Origin of the sequence: Nitrosospira briensis (assembly GCF_900115125.1) — a bacterium.
In the GTDB taxonomy this organism is placed as follows: domain Bacteria; phylum Pseudomonadota; class Gammaproteobacteria; order Burkholderiales; family Nitrosomonadaceae; genus Nitrosospira; species Nitrosospira briensis_A.
This window is the reverse complement of sequence record NZ_FOVJ01000006.1, coordinates 99,050-116,211: the sequence shown is the minus strand read 5'-3', so window position 1 is coordinate 116,211 and position 17,162 is coordinate 99,050. Positions and strand designations below refer to the sequence as shown.

Here is a 17,162-nt window from a genome sequence, read left to right as displayed (position 1 = left end):
ATTAGCGCACCCTCTCATGCTATTAAATTGCCAACCTTGTTCAACAACTTCTAAAAAGGTTCAAACATGGTTCAAGCAATCCTACGGCTTCCTGCTGTTAGAGCTGAGTCTGGTGCTTCGCGCTCAACGATCTATTTACGCATCCAGCAAGGGCTTTGGCCCAAGCCTGTCAGATTAGGTCCACGCTCTGTAGGCTGGCCCGCTAGCGAAGTTGCCGCTATCAATATTGCCCGCATTGCAGGGATGACTGATGATGAAATTCGCAACCTGGTAGTCAAGCTGGAAGCGGCTCGCAAAACCGCTGCCAATGCGCTCTAAGGGGATGACAATGCAAAACACCGTTACAGCGCAAGTCACTCCGCTCGCATCCCGGCAAAACTCAGCGAATGCACCCGTAACTTTATGCCGCTATGGTGGCGGGCGCTTCGAACTCTCGGAAACGGGTGTTTACTTCCTCGGCAAGGACAAAGACGGCAATGAGCAAACGCCCCAATGGGTTTGCGCACCTTTACACGTTATTGCCAAGACGCGGGACGAGAAGAGCGGGGAATGGGGGCGACTGCTGGAATGGCAGGATGACGATGGTCACACCCATCAATGGGCAATGCCGCTTGAACTGCTGGAAAGTGATGGGTTAGACGTGAGGCGTGAGCTTGCACGGCTTGGCCTGCAAATTTCCCCAAGTCCATCGGCACGCGGCCTGTTGGCTACATACATCAAGGTACAGCCGATAGATGCTAGAGCGCGTTGTGTAGATCGTTTGGGCTGGCATGGTAATACTTTTGTTACTCCTAACGGCTCGATTGGGGAAGCTGAAGAGCTTGTCGTGTTTCAAAATTCGCATGCCACTGAACCCGCTTATTCTGAGTCAGGCACGGCAGACGAATGGCGTAACTCTGTCGCAGCTTTGGCGATAGGGAACACGCGGCTGGTATTTGCTCTTTCTGTGGCTTTTGCGGGCGCATTAGCTGAAATTGCAGGAGAAGATTCTGGCGGCTTTCATTTTCGCGGCGCTTCATCCTCTGGCAAATCCACTGCATTGAAGCTTGCCGCTTCTGTATGGGGTAACCCCTCAACTTATGTGCGTCTATGGCGCGGTACGGTCAATGGGTTAGAGGGATTAGCGACCTTGCACAATGATGGGCTGCTGATTCTGGATGAAATCGGTCAGATAGACCCGAATAGTGCCGGAGAGGCAGCATACCTTCTGGCGAATGGTCAAGGCAAGGCGAGGGCGTCACGCAATGGACTTGCCCGTTCAGCCCAACGCTGGCGACTGCTGTTCCTCAGTGCCGGCGAAGCCTCCCTTTCCGCTGTCATGGCGCAAGCGGGCAAACAATCGACTGCCGGACAGGAAATCCGCCTTGCGGACATAGAAGCTGATGCTGGCGCAGGCATGGGGATATTTGAGACATTGCATGGACATCCCAACGCCGCTGCGCTGGCGTTAGCAATCAAGGTTGCATCCGCCAAATATCATGGCACAACGGGTAAGGAATGGTTGCGCTACCTCGTAGCGAACCGGGCTAGCCTCAAAGACGTTATTCCGGAGCAAATCAAGCGATTGGCAACTGGAATAATACCGACGTATGCGGCAGGGCAAGTAGAGCGGGTAGCGCGGCGCTTTTCACTGGTTGGCGTGGCTGGAGAACTTGCGTCCCATTGTAAATTGACGGGCTGGGCGGAAGGTGAGGCTATTCATGCTGCCCGCAAATGCTTTGCCGTCTGGTTGGAAGCCTTTGGCGGTAGCGGCAACCGTGAAGAACGGGCAATACTCGCTCAGGTACGTGCTTTCTTCGAAACGCACGGTGCAAGCCGCTTTGAAGATATCAGCGCAACAATTGAGCAGCGCATCCAAAAAAGGGCGGGTTTTTATCGGAATGGGATAAAAGAGGGACGTGAGTTTCTAGTATTACCGGAAACATTCCGGCGGGAGGTTTGCCAAGGGTTTGATGAAAAGACGGTCAAGAACGTCTTGATAGCCGCTGGATTGCTGCTTCCCGGCAAAGATGGCAAACCGTCACAAGTCTTGAGGCTGCCTGGACTAGGTTCATCCAGAGTGTATGTTATACGGTACCGGGATGAGGAAGAGTAAGCGCAATTATCGATGTAAGGGCGGTAACACGGTAACACCCCATATTGGCTTAGTTCTTCGCATAATCCCAGGATTACCGGCTATACCCGCCGGTAACACGTCATCCGTTACAGAAATCTCCACTGCATCGGTTACCGTTACCGTTACAGGGAATCTTGACGCATTGCGGCCCTGTTACCGTTACAGGGATGCATCAAGCCGCTGTAACCGTAACTGTAACCGTAACTGTGATCGTAACCGTAACCGTGGCTGAGGGTATTTAAGGTATCTTGTGTCTGTTACCGTTACCGCCGTTACCGGATATATTCGAACCGGCACCATTTTGCGGTAACGCGGAATACCCTATGAATTGGGCGTTGCCCGTGTCTTATGCGAATTGTTACCGCTGTTACCGATTAAAGGATAGTTGTCCCCAGTCGTTCCACGTCAGATCCCCGCGACACGACATAACAAATCAAATGCAAAATCCCGAGAAAACTTATATTTGTCAATAACTGGTGGTCTCGATGGTCTGGCCCTGGCCCTAAACAACCGGTTAGTCCTTCCAAAAGCGGCCATTCAACGCTAAGAAAATAAATGCAATGAGTGGTGGATCATCTTAATCACTGCTCTAGAGAAGTCCAGAAATCAGAATACCGTTTGAGGCACTCATTGGGGAAGCGGTGAATTATGCTGGGATATCGGCAAACACTGGGCGCTGAATTTGAGCTTGCGAAGCAAGATATTTAGCGAAAAACTGGTAATGCGGCAAAAGGGCGCTTTGATTCTGAACCGCAGAGAATATCTCTTTTAAATGCTGGGAATGCAGCGTCAAACGTCCACTTGCTAGCGCCAGCAGAAATTCCATCAGTGCCTCCCCCTCCCCGGTGGGAATATTTTGGATATGTGAAACAATAAAATTTTTCATGCGACAGCTAATTTGTTCATCGCAATTCGCATAGGCTAATTCATATCCCCGCGCAGCGCGGAGCATTGCAGACTGAATGACACCATCATTAAAGCGCACAAAATTATCCGGAGACAAAATTGCTCGTTCATACGTTTTATAAGATAGCTTAGGCTTTCCAGCAGTTCCTTGTCGCAAATGATGTAGAACAGCAGAAATCACAATGAATACGTCCGCCTGAGACGGGAGTCTTGCTCCACCATCTGTATTAAGAAAAGTAAAATCAGGGCGCACTTGAAGTTGCTTGTCTCTAGAGTCAGGCCAAAACAATTTCTCTGAAATGCCTTTTGTCGGAGCCTCTAATTCTAAAAACCGAATTCTCTCCGTTACCAGCTGAGGTATTGCTAAATTTTCAAGATCGGCCCAATTCACGATTTCGTTGAGTATCTTTAACTCCGAATCCCAGCTGTGATTTCTGTCATCCTCGGGAAGATTGATATCTATCATGCTATAAAGGTTAAAAGTATTTACACCATTTTCACCAAAAGTAAGATTTGATTTAATTCGTGATCTTTCACGACTAGAGTCCGCACGGAATACGGGAGTAATGTAAGTAGTATTACCTTGTGGTTGATTAGATCGTAGATCCCGATTAATGGCCATCAGTTCATGAGAATCATCTATACACGAGACGACCACAAGGGTCGCTGTTCCAGGTGTCTTTATGGCTGAAAGCTGCAATTCTTGTGAGCTCAGCATAGGTGTAGAATTTGTTTGAAATGCCAGCACAATCCCATTTGCTGAATCAGCCATTTCCTTGGAGAAGGGATAGGCTGCAAATACGATTTGCTTGAGATTGACTGGCGCCCCGCGCAATACCATTCCCTTCCACTGTTTACTGAGACGCTCTAGTAAGTCACGAGTAGGCCTATATTCAGTTTGCGTTTGAAAAAGAGCCTGCACATCAAGATAGATTTCTAGACTACGGTCATTTATATTTCGATAGACCTTGAAGAAGTCTATTCCAGCTAGCTGATTAAATAGCGTTTGATGCTGATTCGGCAAATCAGAAAGCGCGACATGAATCTCTTCTACCTTAGGCGGCTCAAAAGTAAATTGATCGCCTCTTAGACTGACAGGATATGACTTGCGTTTGCAGTAGGGGCAATCGATTTCGCTATAATTATCAATAGGTTCCAGTCCGAGATAACCATCCACGGCTTCCTTTGTTAAATCGCAAAGGGTGTAATCTGCCTTTTGTGGTTCATTTCCGAGATAAAAAAGAGTGATGATGTTCTCTTGTTCTGCCCCAAGTTTTACGAGTTTATTCCTCAATCCTCCTGAAGTAGTCGCAGATATCAACAGCAGGGTTTCATTTGGTTGATCAATCGTAAGCCGATCAAGGCCGCCATAGGAATTGTGGGTCGAAACAATGGGAAGTTTTGTTAGGCCACGACGACAAATTGCCTCATAAGCCACTGTCAGGGCAATGTCTGAAATACCAGATGTGTCCACTACAATATGCTCAATACATCTCCCCCAAACATATGGGATGATCCAGAATGCAATCATACTTGCAGCCGCGCTATCCTCTAGTACGTTTGCGGTTCTCAAGAAGATGTTAACGTGTTTTTTAGATGGCTTAATGTAGTGGAATCCCTTCGGTGCCATTAGGTGACCGTTATTTGCAATAAAAAGCTCTTGGAGGGTGTATCTCCTATTAGCATCAATTACGCATTGCGTGTCAGCCGCTGGAGCTCCTCTAGAACATACGGCGGTATGCTTCCCTGTCTTCTCATCAAATGAAATTATTCTAGCGTTCTTATGCAAATCAACTACCACAAGATCAAGCCTTCCGCAAATACTGGAATCGCTTTTCAGCCATACTTGAGCTTGTTCGATACAATTTTCAAAACCAACAAAATGAATTGCATCAAATTGATTTCCGGAAGAGATAATCCTAGAAAGCTTGTCATCAAAGGAATTCTCTGATATCTCGGGTCTGAGCAAGTGAATAGATAAAACCTTTTTTGTTCTTCCCCCAGCATCAGGGAATTCGACAATGCGGATAGAGAATGGGGTCACAATTCTCCCAGCGGAAGCATTATGGATATTATTGTCCCATTTACCGATGGATATTCACTAGGCGAGGATGTGTACAGCTTCCGCCAATCATAAAATTTTTCTTTAGGAGTCTCGTGGCCATCTGCATGGCGTTCCATGTGTAATTTTTCTAATATCGCGTATTGCCGATATATGTGTACTCGGTTCGTTCGAATCCTTATGAACCCTTTGACTTTAATAAGCTCTTGCAACACACGCCACAAGCCAAACCCTCGTCCACGCGTGCTCGACGATGAATTTCCTTTGCTGAGACAGTGAATCACTGCGTCATATTGCTCTTTGGGATCACAGTTTGACACGTCGCGACCCTTCCACCTAGCGGCCATTCCTGGTCCAGCATCAAAAACCGATAGCTCAAGAAATCCTGATAAGTCACGTTTTGCGACTACCCTCGGTTGACTTATTGGCCCGGACTTCAAAATGTTATGAAAGTAGTGACCAAGTGCATCAGTTTCTTCCGGTAGTCCCTTTATTTCTTTGAAAGAACGGGCGATATCCTCGATAGGATAAAAGCGAGAATAAATGCCACGAACCGAATCGCTAATCACTGATCCGTCAACACCGATCCGAGCATGATCATGCGTATTTTTAAAGAGCTCAAAAAGAATAGAAGAAATATTATCCACTCGCCTCGAAATTTCACCACGAATCTTCGATTCTTCTACCACGGAATTGATTAGGTCATACACCAGCAAGCGGAAACCTTCCCAGTCAGTTACCTGGCCTCTTGATGGGTCAGCGTACAACTTGCGCGAAAGGCCGCCTTTTGGATAGGAATCTAAACAGACTAAGAAAGCCGAATTGGAAACTGCTAGGTCTGGCCAGTGGCTTTGATGGTCGATGAATTGCTTCCGGAATGTTGCAGCCAAGCGGCGGTTTACACCCTTTATCTTCCCTGAGGGTAATAATGCCAAAACAACTCCTGGGGCTGATGGGACCAGTTGTTTTAGTCGTTGATCTTCTCCCTCAAGTTGACCTATTTCAATTGAGTCACTACGCGCAGAGTGCCAGAGTGTCGAGATCCACTGAATAGTGGATGATTCAAGCATGGGAGTATCCCCTATTCGTAGGAGATTCACGGGATCAATTGAGATTACCAAGGATTTTCCCCGCCCAATCTCGGCTAGATCCTTATCTACATCACCGAGCGATACTGGAACCGATAACGTCTCCGCGGAACTTGAATTTTCTATACTCATTGAGGAAACGATATCAAAAGCTCGGCGCTGGCGGCTCGTTCATTTAACCCAGAGTTTGGAGACCTTACATTTTCCATATCATTTCGACAAGCTTTGCGAGTTGTTCGGGCTTCTCAATACCCTTTTCAATCAGCTTGACGATGATAGCCTTCAAAATATCTGAGGAAAAGGTTTGTAGCTTACTGAGAAGAGTATCCTTGTCCGCTTGCGGAATATTAGCTGCTTGAATTTTCTCAGATAGAAGCGCACGAAGCGTTTCTGCCTCGAATCGTACCGTAACGACGTTAAGAATTGCGCCCAACCCACCATCCGACTCAAGGAAATCTAGTCCGGATGCAGTTATTTTCGCCAAAAGCATTTGACGTGGAACGCCCATCGCCTCGCGCACTGCACTTGGTTCAATGAAGTTGTGTTCAGCCAAGTAGAACAGGTTGCCCTAAACATTCGGATCGTCGTGATTAAACCAGACCGAAATCTCACCAAAATCCGGGTATATACCTCGTAGGGTGAGTAGGATCTTGAGTTGAAGTTCCCGGTCTAGTTTCATGAGTAGGGCACCCTTAAACCTTCTAACGAGGCGGTAGAAAAAGGATTTTTAGGTGAGATACGCGTTTTCAACTCGTTGATTTTACTATTATAAAAATTGTTATAAATGGAGCTATTTTCGGTTTTTCTACACTCCCAACGTTCAAATTGAGGGTCGCGCTGCTTTTAGCGCATCCCTTTCGAAAGTAGAGTTAAGTTGGTTAAAGTTTTCCCTCTGGTGCATATAAACGGGCAACCTTGAGGGTAAGGGATAGCTCGAATTCCTCTCCATCATTAACGTAACGAAGTGGATCAAAGTCGCTCTGCTTAAACAGCGTCACATTGGCCTTAACATCTGTGTCAATTAACGCAGAGACTGCTTTGGCGATAGCATTTTCTATTTCTTCGATGCTAAATGCTTTTAGAGTTTTTGTTTCTTTTTTCATTGTATCTCCGAGGTTCCGATTCCAGTTTTCTACTTTCCAGCAACCTTGCCATGAACATGAAATTAACGGGGCATTTCAGAGTGTAGTTAGTTGCACCACTTCCATTGAAATTGATTGTAACTGCTGCACCAGCGGCTGATTTTATTTTTTATAGCGACGCGGTAGCATACACTTAGCACATCTGACTGTGCTGTTTTCAAGGAAAAATACCAATGGCCCGTTCTGGCACATTTCTACCTATGGCGAAATAGAAAACTTATCCTTAGCGTCACCTTGAAAATTCATTCAATCCAACATGATCTGACATTTCCTGCCAGTCAAGTCGAAGCTATTATAGGTATACTGATAGTATGACGGTAACTTTGACGGTAACGATAGTTGTTCCAACTGCACAGAGCCCATAAACATAAGCTTTACACGGCATTATTCGATTGACGCCGCCAGCCGAAATTTACCATTGCAAGGTAAATCTATAGAGCGAAGGAACTTCTTAATCTACCTACGAGTGATGCAGGAGTAGAAGAATGCCCTTCCAGCTGAAGCACATTCATCATTTTGCCCTGAACGGCTAGAAGAGCGATTAGTTGCGCATCCCGCCAAACCTGAAATAATTAATAATATAACTACAAAAATTTTCACACGCAAAATCAATAGCAAAATCTATAGGGTCATGCAAATGTCGGGCTTGCCGAGATTTTCTATGCGGAGGTGGATTATCGGCTATATCTTAATACAGCGGTTAGCCGGTAGAAAGCATGAAGGGCGGGGATAGGCGGCTGGAGCAATCAGGATCAATCTAGTCTGGCCGTTAATTTTCATGGACTGGCCTGGAATCCCATCACGTATCCCAAACAGATCATAAATCGCAATAAAACTTTCCTCTCATCTGTATCGTAGTCCTTCTGGGCTTCCTCATTTCCGAATCACTATCAGCTGATCTGCACGACCACTTTTTCCTTCACAACAGAGTGCATGTTCTTGTACGGAAAGTTAAAAAAACACCTTCTTCATGCCTTCGAATCAATCTCAACTGTTTTCCATAACTTGACAAATGTCAGTTATTCACATATTCTTCACAACATCATAACAAAAACTTCACAAACACCTTCAGGAAAGGCAGAGTAAGCCGTTATATGTGGGAGGGCTGAATAGGTGCAAAGTGGAAAGTTTTTATAACTGAATATTTTTTGAGGATAAAGATCAAATGGAAATTATGGAGTGGTTGCAGATGTTTCTTTTTGTTGTCCCGGTCGCGACAGTGCTTTTTGGAATTCGACAAATATGGGACGAGGAGCCTAATCAATCTTCGTAAGCGGTTTTTTAAGCAATCTACATACCTGGCTGGACCCATTGCCGCGCTAGTTGTTGTTGTCTTACCTAGGGTCCCGCCTCTTCTCCTCCCAAGGTAGCAGTTTTAAAAAAAGCTGTCCTTCCACTCTTAGACATTCGATTTTATTTAAATCAAGCTCGTAATTCCGGCCCTCCGCTTCATCTACCTCTTTTCATAGCCGCAACACCACTCCAATCCCCTCGCTCGCTTTACCTTTAAAAGTAATTTCCCTTTAACACAATCGCCCTCCCTGGCGAATTTTTATCCAAGATGTTGGGCCTACGGCGCTTGCTTAATACACACGCTGATTCAATAAACATGTATCGTCATTGAAACTTACAAACTGGTAGTGACGATGCCGCATTACAAAACGGTTCCGCAGGTCAAAGGCGATTTTCTGCTGGGTAACTTAAGCCAGATGATGGCAAATCCGTTTCAAGCCCTTTGTGACTGGCAGCGAGATTATGGTGACCTGGTCAGCTTCAGATTGGCTACCCGCGAATTTTATCTATTCAGTCATCCGAAATTGTTTGAACAAGCCCTGATCAAGCAAAGCGATATTTTCGTAAAAATCCACAATGCCGGAAAACCAACTGGCCTGGCATTGGTTTTGGGGCAGGGATTGGTAACAAGCCAGGGTGATTTATGGCAAAGGCAACGGCGGTTGATGCAGCCGGTTTTTCAGAGAAGCAACATAACCACGCTGCTGCCGCAAATCGCGATGGCTGGCGGCAATATGCTTGATAGATGGCGGCAGTTGGGAGAAGGTGCGGAGGTTGACCTGCCTCGTGAAATGATTCAGCTGACATTAGAGGTGATCACCCAGACCATGTTCAGCACCAGCGTCCTCGACAAAATAGAACATATCGCTCCATCTCTGGATACTTTACTCAAGTATGCCGCCAAAAGCCTCCTGAATCCCTTGACGCTTCCCTTGTATATACCCACCCCGGCCAATCAGGAGTTCAAACGGGCATTGGGAATAATCGATGAGGTCATTTACGGAATCATCGATCAGCGCCGCACCGCATCATCCGCCCATAACGACTTATTGGATATGCTGCTAAAAGCGTGCGATGACAGCAGTGGTGAAAAGATGACCGACAGGCAGGTTCGCGATGAAGTCATTACCATTTTTAGCGCAGGCCATGAAACCACCGCGAATTTATTGAGCTGGACCTTATATTTGCTGGCCCGGCATTCGGATGTGCTCGCTAAACTGCAAAGGGAACTTGACGGACTGCCTCAAGGAAAAATACCGAACGCCGAAGATTTGCAGCAGCTTGTTTATACCAGGGCTGTGCTGAATGAATCGATGCGCTTCCGTCCACCTGCTGGCATTTTGGTGCGTAAAGTCAGTAGGGATACCGAGGTCGACGGCTATTCTTTAAAGTCCGGCAGGCTTTCGATATTCAGTATCTTCAATCTTCATCATCATTCTGATTTTTGGCCACAACCGGAGCAGTTTGACCCTGATCGGTTTCTAATGCCCGAAAATCGAAGGTTTTCTTTTATGCCTTTCGGCACCGGTGAGCGTATCTGTATCGCTAATCATTTCGCCTTACTTGAAAGCCAGCTTTTGCTGAGCATGATAGTCCAGCACTGTGATTTACAGTTGCTGCGCACTGATGAAGTCGAGATTGAACTGGCGGTAACCCTGCGACCGAAAGGTGGAATTCCAGTCCGGATAAAGTGGCGATAAAATCAATCCTCAATTCCGTAACTCTGTTATCTACAAAAGCTATCGAGAGGATAGTCTTTGGCGATGGTGGTACGAACGGCAGGTTTTATCGAGAGCGAACCAATTTCCATGTACCCTGAATGGAGGGGTACTTGCGGCTTATGTAGGCTGCCGAGCAATTGAACACACCACTTTGATCAGTCCTAGACATTTGTTTGATCTGTTTTTCTTGTCATAACTGGTATTTCTTATCGCTTTTCATGCGCAAGGGGGGTTTAACTACTTTCTTATCGCCCGGGCAACCATCAGTCTGCGAGGAACCAGTTCGCGGTTCAGGCGCGACGGTAGCCCCGACGTTTGGCGCCAAAAAAGCCTTAATCTCATCGCGTACCGCAGACTCCAAAAAGTATCGGGTATGAGAGCACGCCAGGACAGGCTCCGCGCTCCCAAAGGCAAGCGCAGATGCAGTCGGTACGACTAAGTCATGACGGCGGTCACTTAAGGCGCCGAGGAGAGCTCCTTCCACAGCGGCACCGAACCCCGAGGTCCCACTTCCCACGTTGAAGTCGCTTCCCCACGTACGCGTATTGACCGGATCAACAAACATTTGAAGCATCGACACCTCCGGCGAGTCCTCCTGCATGGCGCTTATTCCTGGTGGAAGAGTGGGTACATTAACTGCATAACTGAAGCCCTTCACAAGGGAGGTCATAAGGGGGAGTGGTATGACCTCAGCGAAGTCCTCCCCCATCTTGTATAATAGGTTCAGCATCCTTTTTCCTATTGCAACGAGCGGTGTGCCAAGGTTCGGGGTACCGAAGGTATAGACCGTTACTTTGCCCGGATAGTTGTCTCTCCTCAGTTGGTAGGCGGCGAGTTTCGCCACCAATCCGCCACGCGAATGTGCAGCGAGCAATAGCTGTTTGGTATCGATGTGCTCCTTGATGAGTGCGACGAGCTCCTTGGCGTTGGCATCAAGTTTGAGAAAAGTGTCATGTTCAAAGCGGTAAACCGGCTCCGGTATTAGTTCCTCAGTCATTTGCGGAAAGAGATCTTTTAGCCCTTGGATCCCGCAGGATACAGTTCCATGGACAAATACCATCGCCCTCTCATGGGTAGCGACCTCTTTAATGGTCGAAAGATCGGGGCAACTCCTCGCGATCGCTGAGTATTTTCGTTCCATGCCTATTTGCCGCGGGCGGGCTGTGGGGTCCTCTTCCGGCGTTGGTTGCGGACGGGTGAGTCGGCGCAGCACTGTCCCGACAACGAAACCAGTAGTTCCGACAAAGGAGGCCACATAGCCCCTGCTGCCAGCGCGCATCATGGTCCACCCGTCGATAACGGCGCTGTTCATACCAAAGTATCCCCGCCAATCAACAAACGTTTCGAGGGAGTAGTCCTCATCGGGTGCATGGCGGAAACGAAGTCTTTCCACCCGATACTCGTCCTCGGGTTCAGCGATATACTCGAGGCGAAGTATAATTTGATGTCCCCGCATGGGGATGGGGATCAACACAGCGGCATGATCATGCCATGCTATAGTAATAAGTCTGTCATCCTGTGCGGAGGTAACTTGGGGTTTCGGAAATAGCGCCAAACCTTCCTCGATCGCTCTTAGCTTGGGCGAGCCTGCCCAGTCAAAGGTATCAGACTCCTTTTGGGCGTCTTGAGCCCAAAGTTCAATCGCATCGCGGGATAACTCTGGTCTTTCAGCCTCCGCCTCAAGATACTTGATGAGCTGACGTAAATCGCTTGGTACTTGCTGCGCCGCAGCTAAAGCTTGGCTGCTTCTGAATGGTCCTTGGTTGGTTTCTATTTCTACCGCGGGAGTCTCTTTCCATTCCCCATTCTCGTTTCGCAAAAAGACTTTCCACATGTGAACCTCCTAAATCCGTCTACAGTCTGGATGGGCGGCCATGGGTCCTTTTTGGTGACCGCTTTGATCACAAATCGTCGACTAAAGATATGTTGAGGATGAGCATTTTCCGTTATGCAACATTGTTCGTTTTTACATAGGGGCCTTTAAGATGGAACGCGACTTATCTCTCTTCGAAGGTGACGCAATGTTCGATGCCACCGAACAACCATTCGATGTAGGAGGACAGCCGTGATAGATCGGTAGCTTTGTGCAGTCGTGTCGTGCTCGAACGGGCTACCGTTCTGTTTGAGGGCGGGTATCAAATCCAGCCAAGGGGGAAGGCCCCAACCGAAGCTAAAGGGACAATTCCTTTTTTTATTTTTCATCAGGATACAGGGAAGCTCTTATCTTATTATTGACTACTGCTCGAATCCCGCCACAGTTTTTAATATAGACAAATATCGCGAAATCAACTGAAAAGTATTTTAAGAAATAGCATTGCGCTATACCGAAGGTTACCGAGAAGGAGCGCGTGATATGGTAAAAAAAAAAGCGCTCGGTGCGAGTTATCTAAAAATTCGTAAACATTTTTGCGAGAACGCGTCGCGAAGCATCGAGATGTTGGCAGCGGGAAGCCGGCATTCAATTCCGTTCTCCACGCTCTTCTTGAGGGCACGGGATGCGTGGCCCGTAATATTGATCCTCTGCGCCCTCGACGCCGCCCGCGTTCTTTTTTGGTTCCCTGTCCGTGCATTGCAGTGCGGGTACGAATGCAAGCCCTGCGCAGACCCATCGAAAACGATGGAGGCTGCGAGAGGGAACCGCTCGCATGGATCACGCTACCAGCAGGCTGGTTATGGATTTTTATCCGAGAAAATGCTCACCTGCGCGATGCCGTCGCCACCGATAGTGCCCCGGAACATGCCTCTGGTATTGAAACGCATTGCATGATTGCCTTTTGCATCCAGCACGATCAAACCGCCATCGCCGCCAATGTCAGCGATTTCCCCCAGCGTGTTATCCGCCGCTTCTGTAATTGGAAGGTGCTGTAATCGTACTTGTGCTGCGGTGTTGAACGCAGCCACAGTGCGTATGAATATTTCTCCCGTACCTGTCGCGGATACCGCGACCGAACGATTGTCCGCGTAGGTTCCAGCACCGATGACGGGCGAGTCTCCCACACGCCCGAACCGCTTGTTCGTTAGCCCGCCCGTTGATGTGCCGGCGGCGAGATTGCCGTGACGGTCCAGCGCCACGGCGCCGACCGTTCCACGCTTTTCATTCGTTTCAGGGTAGGGCGTATCGGGAACCACATCGTGATCTTGTTGCAGTCGTTCCTGTGCAATTGCTTTTTGCAACTGATTCCAGCGGAATTCGGTGTGGAAATAGGACGGGTCAACGATTTCCAGGCCTTTCTCGGCGGCGAAAGCATCCGCGCCCTGGCCCATCAGCATCACGTGCGAGCTATTCGTCATAACGGCATGCGCAGCGCGGATGGGGTTGCGAATTGTCGTAACCGCAGCAACAGAACCCGCCATGCGCGTGGCACCATCCATAATGGACGCGTCCAGTTCAGTGTTGCCGGCATTACTGAACACCGCGCCCTTGCCGGCATTGAATAAAGGCGAATCTTCCATCACCACAATTGCCGCAATAACAGCATCAATGCTGTTGCCGCCCGCTTCAAGCACTGCATGGCCAGCAGTAAGCGATTGCTCAAGCACCTGCGTATACGCCTGCTCGAGCTCGGCTTTCAGCTTGCTGCGCGTGATAGTACCGGCGCCGCCATGGATCACAAGCCGGGTGGGTGATTTAGCTGTCCCAGCGGTTTTTGTTCGTGCTGTCACTTGTCACAAAATCCAGGGACGAGGAAAGCTGCTTTGGAGTTTCTTCGTAAGGTTATGAGTGAAAATTTAGCTGGGGTAAAAGACCAGGACGCGCGATCATATCATGACAAGCTAAAATAAAATCTCCAGGGGTAAGCATCAGGAATGCTGATGATTAACGAATGGCAGCCGGCATTAGATTCCGTTCTCTGCGATGTCGTTGAACAATTGGACATGAAATTCCCGGATTTTGATATAAGTTGCAACCGACTGCGGCGGACCATCGCGCATGCGCTGCTCATTACTTTGCTCGCGATGATGGCGGGCTGTCACCTGCTGACGAATCAACTCGGCGGAGCGTTTGACGCCGTTCCTGAAGATCTTGAGACCGAACTGAGTCCCGAAGCCGCCGCATTGGTCGATAAAGCCTTCTCTGGCCTTGACCCATCGCGTCTTGCCGATGCGCACGTGCATCATATTTCCCGCGAGGTTCATCCCAGTTGGTTGTCGTGGTCGAATCCCGTTCGTAGGCTTCGCACCGATATCTTCCTGAGCGGAGCAGGTGTCGAGTGGGCGGACGATGTTGAACAGCGCTACATTGAGCGACTTGAGCGGCTGGCCTCGCACTTCCCCGAGGGAACGTCTTTCCTGCTCTACGCTCTCGATCGGACATACGACGCGCACGGCAACCCTCAGCCAGACCAGACGCCGATCTACGTCTCCAACGAGTCGGTGTGGGAAGTTTCGCAGCGGTCGCCCGCCAAATTCGTTCCGGTCGTCTCGATTCACCCCGCCCGGCCGAACGCAGTCGAGCAGCTTCGCTATTGGGGCAAGCGGGGGGTGCAGTACGTCAAGTGGCTGCCCAGCACGATGAAGATCGATCCCGCTGATTCAGCGCATGATAAGTTCTACGAGGCGATGCGTGAGCATGGAATGATTTTGCTCAGCCATACAGGCGATGAACACGCGGTAGAGACCGTAGATCAGGAACTTGGAAACCCGTTGCGCCTGCGCCGGCCGCTGGCGCGCGGCGTAACGGTGGTGGCGCTGCATGCAGCAAGCAACGGCTCATTTCGCGATCTCGACGCGCCAACTCATGCATCGAATTCGTTGTGGGGTTCAAACCAGGTGCCGGGTATCGACCTGTTGCTTCGCATGATGGACGATCCGGCGCATGAAGGAACCCTCTACGCAGAAATTTCGGCGATCACGTACTTTAACCATCTCGATGAACCCCTGCTGCGTCTGCTTGAGCGACCCGATCTTCACCATCGGCTCATCAACGGCAGTGATTACCCGCTTGGCGGTATCAATGTGGTAATCCAGACCCGGGCGCTGCAGCAGGATGGATTCATCACATCGAAGGAGCGGCGGTGGCTCAATGAAATTTACCGCAAGAATCCGCTACTCTTCGATTTTGTAGTCAAACGCACCGTGCGTCATCCGGAAACGGGGGAACAGTTCCGTCCTGAAGCCTTCCTGCTCCCCAAACAGTGGGTGCGCCAATGAACGAGCCGTGTTCCAGTAGTTACTCTCATATCGCTCAATCGCGGCAAGCCCATGTCCCCAAGCTTAATTTCAATTATCGGCGAAGAATCGCCAACCAACGCGCCACATTGAGGAGTGCCATCAAGGAGGCGGCAACATAAGTCCATGCCGCGGCATTAAGCAAACGCCGGGCGTGCGGCAAGTCCCCATCGATCAGATAACGCTCTCTCTCCAGAATTGGCAGAGCCCGGGCAAAACTCGCATTCAGTTCCATCGGCAAGGTTAGCGCGTGCACAAGCGCCGCGCTTCCCAGTGTCAGAATGCCACCGACAAGAAATAGCAATCCTGCCGCAGGAGAGCGCGATACCGCCATGATCACAGGAGACAACATCAGGATGCCCGCGCCCAGTTTCTCTGCGGGTGCAGCCCATTGCACCAGCGTGGTACGCAAGGCAAGAGGCGCGTAGTTATCCTGATCCTGGATCGCATGGCCGACTTCATGCGCTGCAACTGTTATGGCTGTCAGCGAGCGGCCATTAAACTTGTCCGGTGTGAGACGGACCACTTTTTCCAGCGGATCATAGTGGTCGCCCGATTCGGTTACCTCCACCCTGATATGTGGTAGATTGGCATGATCCAGCAAATTGCGAGCGAGTTGTGCTCCGGTGAATGAATAGCGATCCGCCGGTTCACTATATTTTTCCATGGTATGTTTGACCCAGTAGGAAGGCCCGACAACCAGGAGAGCGATAAAACAGACTAATATCAGATAAAGCATGGCGGAAAGTATTGGTAAAAGATAACTTTAATGGCAACTATTTAATAACGGCTTATCTGGCTCAGGTTGATCACTAGCTAAGCCCACTACGTTTGATCGATAATGTTCAAAATAATTTCGCCGAGGCAGGAAAAGATCGGTCACCGTTCAGGACGGTAGCCGGATTGCAGCTGGTATCACGAGAGCATATGTTTCGGATAGTATCTCCGGACAAACACGCGATCGAACTAATACGATATTAATGGGATATATCATGCTACACTGAAGCCGGACTGGGCACCCTGAGTAACCTGCCGAATCAGGGCTAACCAACACAAGCTACCGGCACTAAGGAACTTATTTTCTTGAACTGATGGGAGCCTGAGATTCCCGCCGCCGTCACCATTTAAAAGGCCACCCCAGCGGGTGGCCTTTTAAATGAGCTTCGTATGAGTCTGAAATACGAACTTGTCCGGTCCTGAACGTGACCAGGGTCGAGTTGGGGAAAGGTTTTCAACTCGGGGTGCCTGGTCCTGTTATCGCGCATCGCAATCTCCGTTATGCGCTTCGAACTTGAATCCACGTCATGTTAATGATTTTTAGAGAGGAAGAATTCAATGAGTTTTAAATATACTGTATTTACTATTGCCCTGAGTGTCGCCTTGGTTGGTTGTGGCAGCGAGGCTCCCGAAGTAAATTCAACGAATTGCTCCGGCATAGGAATGCAGGCTGTGCTTCCAACTTTCGACACCGAAGCTGAGCGGCAAGCGTTTATTGATAAATGCCACGCTATAGCAGAAAAATAAAGCGCGGCACTATCGAGTCGAGGGCGGCTGTTGTCACCGGATTGTCAACTAGCTCTGGTAGATAATTTTCGGGCTTGAGAAGAGTTGAACTGCCGAAGCGTTTGAAACAAGTGGCGGTGTAAAATGTGTTCGTCGTCAGGT

Annotated in this window: 12 protein-coding genes; 5 read left to right on the top strand and 7 right to left on the bottom strand. The window is 49.0% G+C overall.

The window, feature by feature from the left end; translation table 11 throughout:
* Window positions 1–66: 66 nt before the first annotated feature.
* The gene (locus BMZ14_RS11830; RefSeq protein WP_074797809.1) at window positions 67–318 is read left to right on the top strand and encodes a helix-turn-helix transcriptional regulator; all 252 of its coding nucleotides are present in this window, start codon (window positions 67–69) and stop codon (window positions 316–318) included.
* Window positions 319–328: 10 nt separating this feature from the next.
* On the top strand, window positions 329–2,095 hold the full coding sequence (locus BMZ14_RS11825; protein WP_074797916.1) for a DUF927 domain-containing protein: 1,767 nt from the start codon (window positions 329–331) through the stop codon (window positions 2,093–2,095).
* Window positions 2,096–2,762: 667 nt separating this feature from the next.
* Here BMZ14_RS11825 and BMZ14_RS11820 read toward each other — a convergent pair.
* The 4 genes from BMZ14_RS11820 to BMZ14_RS11805 all read right to left on the bottom strand — a co-directional run bounded on the left by BMZ14_RS11820 (window position 2,763) and on the right by BMZ14_RS11805 (window position 7,275).
* Complete coding sequence (locus BMZ14_RS11820) at window positions 2,763–5,066, bottom strand: hypothetical protein (RefSeq protein ID WP_143071981.1); 2,304 nt, start codon at window positions 5,064–5,066, stop codon at window positions 2,763–2,765.
* Window positions 5,063–6,154 carry a hypothetical protein gene (locus BMZ14_RS11815; protein ID WP_143071980.1) on the bottom strand — a complete coding sequence of 364 codons (1,092 nt, stop codon included), beginning with the start codon at window positions 6,152–6,154 and terminating at the stop codon, window positions 5,063–5,065. The genes BMZ14_RS11820 and BMZ14_RS11815 overlap by 4 nt, the downstream gene beginning before the upstream one ends.
* Before the next feature lie 214 nt (window positions 6,155–6,368).
* Window positions 6,369–6,725: a hypothetical protein gene (locus tag BMZ14_RS11810; RefSeq protein ID WP_143071979.1), complete on the bottom strand. Its 357-nt coding sequence runs from the start codon at window positions 6,723–6,725 to the stop codon at window positions 6,369–6,371.
* Window positions 6,726–7,050: 325 nt separating this feature from the next.
* On the bottom strand, window positions 7,051–7,275 hold the full coding sequence (locus BMZ14_RS11805; RefSeq protein ID WP_074797793.1) for a hypothetical protein: 225 nt from the start codon (window positions 7,273–7,275) through the stop codon (window positions 7,051–7,053).
* A 1,685-nt stretch (window positions 7,276–8,960) separates the two neighbouring features.
* Between BMZ14_RS11805 and BMZ14_RS11800 the strand changes: the two genes are divergently transcribed.
* Entirely contained in the window at window positions 8,961–10,307 is a 1,347-nt protein-coding gene (locus BMZ14_RS11800; protein ID WP_074797790.1) for a cytochrome P450, read from the top strand.
* Window positions 10,308–10,518: 211 nt separating this feature from the next.
* Here BMZ14_RS11800 and BMZ14_RS11795 read toward each other — a convergent pair whose 3' ends face one another.
* Entirely contained in the window at window positions 10,519–12,162 is a 1,644-nt protein-coding gene (locus tag BMZ14_RS11795) for an esterase/lipase family protein (protein WP_074797789.1), read from the bottom strand.
* Window positions 12,163–12,998: 836 nt separating this feature from the next.
* Window positions 12,999–13,991, bottom strand: a complete 993-nt coding sequence (locus BMZ14_RS11790) for an isoaspartyl peptidase/L-asparaginase family protein (protein WP_074797788.1) — start codon at window positions 13,989–13,991, stop codon at window positions 12,999–13,001.
* 150 nt (window positions 13,992–14,141) lie between these two features.
* On the opposite strand from BMZ14_RS11790, the gene BMZ14_RS11785 reads away from it, so the two are divergent.
* Window positions 14,142–15,479, top strand: a complete 1,338-nt coding sequence (locus BMZ14_RS11785) for an amidohydrolase family protein (protein WP_074797786.1) — start codon at window positions 14,142–14,144, stop codon at window positions 15,477–15,479.
* Window positions 15,480–15,552: 73 nt separating this feature from the next.
* Here BMZ14_RS11785 and BMZ14_RS11780 read toward each other — a convergent pair whose 3' ends face one another.
* Window positions 15,553–16,236 carry a zinc metallopeptidase gene (locus BMZ14_RS11780; protein ID WP_074797785.1) on the bottom strand — a complete coding sequence of 228 codons (684 nt, stop codon included), beginning with the start codon at window positions 16,234–16,236 and terminating at the stop codon, window positions 15,553–15,555.
* A gap of 596 nt (window positions 16,237–16,832) precedes the next feature.
* Here BMZ14_RS11780 and trbK point away from each other — a divergent pair.
* Window positions 16,833–17,021: an entry exclusion lipoprotein TrbK gene (gene trbK, locus BMZ14_RS11775; protein WP_074797783.1), complete on the top strand. Its 189-nt coding sequence runs from the start codon at window positions 16,833–16,835 to the stop codon at window positions 17,019–17,021.
* The last annotated feature ends 141 nt before the right edge of the window (window positions 17,022–17,162 follow it).